The 7,177-nt window shown below is 39.7% G+C and carries 9 protein-coding genes; all 9 read right to left on the reverse strand.

Features of this window, described 5'->3' with window-relative positions:
* Positions 1–233: 233 nt before the first annotated feature.
* Positions 234–710: a hypothetical protein gene (locus tag L3V23_RS21080; protein WP_102967344.1), complete on the reverse strand. Its 477-nt coding sequence runs from the start codon at positions 708–710 to the stop codon at positions 234–236.
* 147 nt (positions 711–857) lie between these two features.
* Complete coding sequence (locus L3V23_RS21085; RefSeq protein WP_102967345.1) at positions 858–1,346, reverse strand: hypothetical protein; 489 nt, start codon at positions 1,344–1,346, stop codon at positions 858–860.
* Between the two features lie 619 nt (positions 1,347–1,965).
* Positions 1,966–2,550, reverse strand: coding sequence for a hypothetical protein (locus L3V23_RS21090; RefSeq protein ID WP_042487483.1), 585 nt, complete (start codon positions 2,548–2,550; stop codon positions 1,966–1,968).
* Between the two features lie 144 nt (positions 2,551–2,694).
* Positions 2,695–3,045, reverse strand: coding sequence for a hypothetical protein (locus tag L3V23_RS21095; protein WP_146029437.1), 351 nt, complete (start codon positions 3,043–3,045; stop codon positions 2,695–2,697).
* A gap of 1,117 nt (positions 3,046–4,162) precedes the next feature.
* Positions 4,163–4,801: a hypothetical protein gene (locus L3V23_RS21100; protein WP_102967349.1), complete on the reverse strand. Its 639-nt coding sequence runs from the start codon at positions 4,799–4,801 to the stop codon at positions 4,163–4,165.
* Positions 4,802–5,423: 622 nt separating this feature from the next.
* Entirely contained in the window at positions 5,424–5,702 is a 279-nt protein-coding gene (locus L3V23_RS21105) for a hypothetical protein (RefSeq protein ID WP_102967350.1), read from the reverse strand.
* Positions 5,703–5,833: 131 nt separating this feature from the next.
* On the reverse strand, positions 5,834–6,334 hold the full coding sequence (locus L3V23_RS21110; protein WP_102967351.1) for a hypothetical protein: 501 nt from the start codon (positions 6,332–6,334) through the stop codon (positions 5,834–5,836).
* A gap of 138 nt (positions 6,335–6,472) precedes the next feature.
* Positions 6,473–6,793, reverse strand: a complete 321-nt coding sequence (locus L3V23_RS21115; protein WP_102967352.1) for a hypothetical protein — start codon at positions 6,791–6,793, stop codon at positions 6,473–6,475.
* A 192-nt stretch (positions 6,794–6,985) separates the two neighbouring features.
* The coding region (locus L3V23_RS21120) for a hypothetical protein (protein ID WP_237292978.1) at positions 6,986–7,177 on the reverse strand (192 nt) is incomplete at its 5' end.

The following is a 7,177-nucleotide window of genomic DNA, read 5'->3' on the forward strand; positions in this document are numbered from 1 at the left end:
GATTTGCGGATAACCTTTGAAACCTCGTTGTACTCGTTTCAGTATGCGTTTTTTCGCTTTATCCACATTCATCAGTAAATCCTTTTTGATTGCTGAACTTAAAAAAATATAACGATAAGCTAAGTGGTGAGCAACTCTACCACGACACTCATTATCGCACCGTAAACACTTAAGCCGATTCAAACCAAAACTGCCGAGCGTTGCGAATCCGCCTTAAAGCGATTGTTATACATCTAATTCGAAAACACTAATTTTGCAGGTTTTGCATGACAATTGCCTACATACGAAATATCTGTTCCCCCACCGTTTGCATATGCTTTTAATATTACTGACATTGATGAGGTTTTGTCTGCACGCTCTGATTGCAGGTCTTTGAAAGTCCAAACTTCATAAAACACTGGAGGGGCATACTCAACCTTGTTAACTCCCACTAGATCACTCCTACTAAAACCACATTCGTTTTTGAAAACCCGAAATATATCAGTAAGCAGAACTTCACTATGTTTAGCGATAGTCTCGCTTTCACTTCCGGCTGGTTCTAGGGTATATGACGTATGGGTTTCTGCTTTTTCAGATAAAATATAACGATATGGATACTGCTCTATTAAGAACTTTTCGTTGGTATTGTTAACTGTATTAACCATTGAATTGGAACACCCAAGCAATAAAAGCACACTAGCGCTAATTGCCATTAATTTGATGCTTTTCATAAAACTCCCTTTAGATTTATAACGCCGCGTTAAGTAGTGAGCAACGCTAACCACACAGCCTAAGCCATTGCACTGTAAACACTAAAGCCGACTAAAACCAAAAATGCCACGCGTTGCGAATCTGTCTTAAACGCTTTGTTATGCGCTTTAGTAACGTGCCCATATTTGCTTTAGCTTACACCCAAGGACCCCTTCTAATTCTGAAAGTTGAACCTTAGATATACCGTCATCAGAATAAGGATTCCATATGCATAGTTCAAACATTGAGAAACTAGCCGAACCACAGAAATCAACGCTTTGAATTGCGGCATATTGCCCGCAGCACGGCATTTTAACATTTAGTGCCTGTAAATCAGGTGAACTTGATAGGATCTCATCTAGTTCATACCACCATTCTGTTCCTATGTCGTTTTCTTGAAATGGATTAATGTCAGTGCTCTTACGACATAATGAACAAGTGATCTTTTCTAAGTTACTGCCACTGTCTATGAATCTTACTGAATCTGAGAACTTTACTTCAGCTTGCTCACCATCCGGAAAAAAACCTTCTAATAAATCTCTAGCTTTTTCCGCCGAATTTATTTCGGGAACAAAGTATTTGTCCTTTGGAACTAATTTTAAAACTTGATCAGACATGTACTCTCCTTTCCGCGCATAACGCTAAGCTAAGTGGCTGCAAACACCACCAAACCCAAAATAACCACCGTAAACACCCTACCCAATTGAACCAAAACCGCCACAGGTTTGCAGTCCGACTTAAGTGCCTTGTTAGCTGGTTACGCTGAAGCTTAATGTTTGCAACCAAATGCCTACATTATGACTATACGAACACAATGTAAAAGAGACAGCTATAAAACTGAAACCTAGCCCACGAAACATAACCGACCAAAAAAAATTACGATGAAGCCCACTATAGCAAGCGAACAACGAATTTGGTCACGAACTACTTTCAGCTTCAAAGAAGCCACACCAAAGAACTCGACAAAAACACAATTAGAAGTAAAACTTCTTGACCGAATTCAATCACTTAAATGAAAGTGCCACTGGCGAGATAGTTGAAATACGGGGGTTTTCAGGTGTGAAGCTCGAACCACATAATCAAAACAAAACTGCTCTTAACATTTCCAGCTAACGCCGCGTTAAGTGGTGAACAACGCAAACCACCAAACCTAAACCATTGCACTTTAAACACTTAAGCTAACTTGAGCCAAAACCGCCAAACGTTGTGAATCCGCCTTAAACGCTTTGTTAGGAATTATTCTGAGACGATCGCTGAATAATAACCGACTGTCAGCAATGACAATACAGAAACAACTGCAATGGCATCAGCTGTGACGGCAACAGGGGTAAATACAATTTTCGCTACTTTTGAAATTCCGCCTTCAGGCTCCTCCACTATAATAAGTTGATCCTGATCGAAGGAAGTAACTTGGAGCTCACCTTCGATATGATACAACTTGCCTGACAGTCGAGTTTTATATGCAAGCCCGTTTGATGCTTTTGTAAAACCTAACCCCAAAAGAACTTTTGCTTCTGATGAATCACTGGCAACATCCGTGGTCAACTTGAGCATCCCAGTTACCGTATTATTGTCATTAATTTTAAAGTAATCGTACTTTGGCAGAAAATCGAATTCATGACTTGCTGATAGAATATCTTTAAAGTCTTTAGAAATATTGAAAATATAACTATATCTATCACCATCAATGATCAGTAGATCCTTATCCGGAACAACATAGTAGCCAGTCACCTTTTCTGTAAAGGTAGGAGGCTCCCACAGTGCGGAAGTACATCCTGTTATGGCGAATAATGCCAAAAGAACGATTGTAATGCGCTTCATGAGTACTCCTAATTCCTAACGCCGCGTTAAGTGGTGAACAACGCCAACCACCAAAACTAAACTATTGTGCCGTAAACACTTAAACTGAATCAAACCGAAAATGCCAAGCGTTGTGAATCCGCCTTAAACGCTTTGTTATATGCTTTAGATAGCGCTGTAATCTGCATTTATGCTCATCCCTAGCAACACACCGAAAACTGTTAGCGAAAGGTAGATCCAAAATATTAGCCAACCACTAGACCACACCGAAAGAACATAGTTACCAGATTCTATTTCTTGGCTAATGTACCAAGATACTTTTCTCCTTCGTTTATTTGATTCACGCCAAGTAAACAATACCGCTAAAAAGTAGCCAATACCAAATAGCCATGATTCAAAAGCTTGCACATCGAATTCTGAGATTTCAAGTGCAGACAATACAGAGAACATCAATAAAACAAGGGGATACAGAACTTCCCTGATTACGAAGTGAAGATTTTTAATTGAAAGTCTCACTTAAATAAACACTCCTGCATATAACGATTAGCTAAGTGGCTGCAAACACTCCACTACACTCAAAATAACCACCGTAAACACACTAGCCAACTGAACCAAAACCGCCACAGGTTTGCAGTCCAGCTTAAGCGCCTTGTTAGCTGGTTACGTTGAAGCTTGATGTTTGCACCCAAATGCATAATTTGGAATACATTATGTCTATACGAACACAATGTAAAAGGGGCAGATATAAAACTGAAACCTAGCCCACGAAACATAACTAACCCAGAATAATTACGATGAAGCCAACCATAACAAGCGAAGAACTTTATTAGTCACGAACCTCCTTCAACGTCAAAGAAGCCACACCAAAGAACTCGACAAACGAACCATAAAAAGTAAACGGAATGACTAAATTCAATCACTTAAATTGAAGTGCCACTGGCGAGATAGTTGAAAGACGTGGACTTTCAGGTGTAAAGCTCGAACCACAAAACCGGAATAAAAGTGCTCTTTTAATTTTCCAGCTAACGCTAAGCTAAGTGGCTGCAAACACCACCAAACTCGAAATAACCACCGTAAACACCCTACTCGATTGAACCAAAACCGCCACAGGTTTGCAGTCCGACTTAAGCGCCTTGTTAGCTGGTTACGTTGAAGTTTGATGTTTGCACCCAAATGCATAATTTGAAATACATTATGACTATATGAGCGCAATGTAAAAGGGACAGCTATAAAACTGAAACCTAGCCCACGAAACATAACTGGCCCCAAAAATTACGATGAAGCCAACCATAACAAGCGAAGAACTTTATTAGTCACGAACCGCTTTCAACTTCAAAGAAGCCACACCAAAGAACTCGACAAAAACACAATTAGAAGTAAAACTGCTTGGCCGAATTCAAGCACTTAAATGAAAGTGCCACTGGCGAGATAGTTGAAAGACGTGGAATTTCAGGTGTAAAGCTCGAACCACAAAACCGGAATAAAACGGCTCTTTTAATTTTCCAGCTAACGCCCGCTTAAGTGGTGAGCAACGCTACCACATAATTAATTGTTACACCGTAAACACAAAACCCGATTCAAACCAAAAACGCCGAGCGTTGCGAATCCGTCTTGAAGCGTTTGTTATACAAATTTACCATTCTTCGCCTTGTCTATAAGTTGCATGCCATTCTTTTTCTGCAACTTTTACATGATTTAAGGTTCTATCTGAAAATGCATACGCGAACTCTGCCATACACATAGGATGAGCTCCCGTCATAAGTTGCTGATGCTTTCCAACAATACGCTGTAAAGCCCTTAATATTTGGATTAGTTCGTTATAAGTTTCAGGAAAGTCGTCTGTAATTTTGTTTTGGTCGAAAAAGTACTTTTTATCGGCATGTGCAAAATACTTATCTCGCTGAGTCAAGATACTACTAACCTGACTTTCTACCTCTTTCAAAGCCTGCCGCTGTTCATTAACTAAGGACATCTCAATTTCAGGGTAAACCTTGCTAATTGCTTTCATGTTACGTTCAACGAAAGCTAGAAATTTTTGAAACGTTCTATCCCCGCGTCCGTGCTCGATCAACTTCGAAACAGTCATTACACAATCGATCTGAATTGATTCAACCATCAGTGGCATCAGGGGATTGGCGCGATTCATATCGTATGGTTCACGCTCCAAAGCTTCCACATGAGCTTGATACACTCCTAGTTTCAAAGCCACTTTGGAATAAATAAGGTCGGAATAAGTTGATATGTACGACTCATATTGTTCGACTGGACTCAATGTTCTCTCCTAATTTGTATAACGCTAAGCTAAGTGGCTGCAAACTCCACTAAACTCAAAATAAACACCGTAACCACACTAGACAAGTTGAACCAAAACCGCCACAGGTTTGCAGTCCGACTTAAGCGCCTTGTTAGCTGGTTGCGTTGAAGCTTGATGTTTGCACCCAAATGCATAATTTGGAATACATTATGACTTTACGAGCGCAATGTAAAAGGGACAGCTATAAAACTAAAACCTAGCCCACGAAACATAACTGACCAAGAAAAATTACGATGAAGCAAACAATAGCAAGCTCAAGACGAATTTGGTCGCGAACTATTTTCAACATCAAAGAAGCCACGCCAAAGAACAGACAAACACATCATTAAAAGTAAACGGCTTGGGCAGATTCAACCATTTAATTGGAAGTGCCGCTGGCGAGATAGTTGGGAAGCTTGAACTTTCAGGTGTAAAGCTCGAACAACAAAACCAGAATAAAACAGCTCTTTTCATTTTCCAGCTAACGCCCAATTAAGGGGTGAACAACGCCACCACCCAACCTAACGCATTGTGCCATAATCACTAAATTTGAAGTAGAAGCAAAAGTGCCAAGCGTTGTGAATCCCTCTTAAATTGCTTGTTAGGCGATCTTTTCAAACCCTGTTGTTCGTAACTTGTCCCAGTAGTTTTGATGTATTGAAATAGCTGCTTGTCGTAGTTGCTCAATGTCAACTCCTTCAGCTAAATCGATGATCACACTATTATTTTCAACGACAGCACTTTCTACAATTTCGAGCAGATTAAAGTCATCAGCGAAAGCAGCCACATGCATTTGGTAATCTTCCGGTTCTGGCATAAATGGACATTCTGCATTTACATCAGCTACAGTAATTTCTCTCAAACCTAATCTATATTTCATTATTACTCCTCAATTACCTAAAAGGTCGCCTAACGCCCAATTAAGTAGTGAGCAACGCTTATACCCTACCTAAACCATTGTGCCATAAACATTAAAACTGATTAAAACCAAAAATGCTAAGCGTTGTGAATCTACTTGAATTGATTGTTAACTGGATTGTTCTCCCTATATCGACGATGACTAGAAATCATCCTATTGCAGTCTTTCTCTATATCTTTTATTCGTCGATCGATTCCAATTAGCCTTAAACGTAAAATCTGATTTTCAGTTACTACTTGGTTATTTGGCAACCAATATGCTTTGTAAATACTTCTTTCAACTAGTGTGACTTCTAGCCTAGGTACATATACATGAATATCTTTAAATGGGGTGTATGATTTAATGCTTTCTATTTGTTCCCAACTAATAAAGCCTGTTTTGTAGTGATATATACCTTCAGGGCTTACAACTAGTATTGTTCTTCCATTAATCCAAGCTACAACCTCGCGAAAGCCAAACAAAAACAGCAACAAGACTACAACCTCTTCACCAACGTTTTCTGTAGGAGTTAGAAAATAAAGGGCTACTATAAGAGCAACCACCAAACTCCAGCGGCTTCTGTAGACGCGAACACCAATTGGTAAATTTTCCACTGAAACTCCTTATCCAGTTAACGCCGCGTTAAGGGGTGAACAACGCCACCAGCTGACCTAAACCATTGTGCCATAATCACAAAAGCTAAACTTTGAACCAAAACTGCCAAGCGTTGAGAATCCCTCTTGAACGCTTTGTTATACGATTGATTCCAAAGTGCTTTCTATACTTGATAAAGGATATTCTTTGCCTAAGATGACAGCACTAGAGTTTATTGGGTCAACTTCTACATAATACTCAGTTCTACTGTCAGGATATCGAGCTAATTGAAGTGCAATAAGCCCCTTTGATTCAGCTACTTTACGTAAGTCCCAAACAGTAGATTCCAAGCTCATAATAACCTTTCCGCTACTAACCTCTCGGATAATCGGCGAGTATACCCAATGAGACATTTTCATTTCATTGGCAATTGTTAGTACTTCAAATTTACCATTGAGAACATACTGATTTGTTTCCATTCGGTATCCCCGTAAAATCGTATAACGCCAAGCTAAGTGGCTGCAAACCACCACTAAACTCAAACTAACTACCGTAAACACACTAGCCAATTTGAATCAAAACCGCCATAGGTTTGCAGTCCGTCTTAAGCGCCTTGTTATATTTCGTTCTCAATGCAGAAATAACACATGCACAAATATAGTAAGAAACCATTACATAACCGATATTGCTCGATTTTCGACTACTGTATTAGCTTCCGCACGCTCGATAATTTTTAACAACACCGATTGAATTGCTTCGTCTTCTCTGACGTCTTTGTCACTCGTGAATCGTTGTATTTGTGGCTCGCCATTCTCTTCAGATAAAAAGGTAATGACAACTTCCGTCGCTAAATCTGGCGTTTT

Origin of the sequence: Vibrio sp. A1-b2 (assembly GCF_021726015.1) — a bacterium.
Classification (GTDB): domain Bacteria; phylum Pseudomonadota; class Gammaproteobacteria; order Enterobacterales; family Vibrionaceae; genus Vibrio; species Vibrio diazotrophicus.

Excerpts from the sequence above, each read along its gene's own strand:
- L3V23_RS21080 (WP_102967344.1), bottom strand. The coding sequence starts at position 710 with ATGAAAAGCATCAAATTAATGGCAATTAGCGCTAGTGTGCTTTTATTG.
- L3V23_RS21085 (WP_102967345.1), bottom strand. The coding sequence starts at position 1,346 with ATGTCTGATCAAGTTTTAAAATTAGTTCCAAAGGACAAATACTTTGTT.
- L3V23_RS21090 (WP_042487483.1), bottom strand. The coding sequence starts at position 2,550 with ATGAAGCGCATTACAATCGTTCTTTTGGCATTATTCGCCATAACAGGA.
- L3V23_RS21105 (WP_102967350.1), bottom strand. The coding sequence starts at position 5,702 with ATGAAATATAGATTAGGTTTGAGAGAAATTACTGTAGCTGATGTAAAT.
- L3V23_RS21115 (WP_102967352.1), bottom strand. The coding sequence starts at position 6,793 with ATGGAAACAAATCAGTATGTTCTCAATGGTAAATTTGAAGTACTAACA.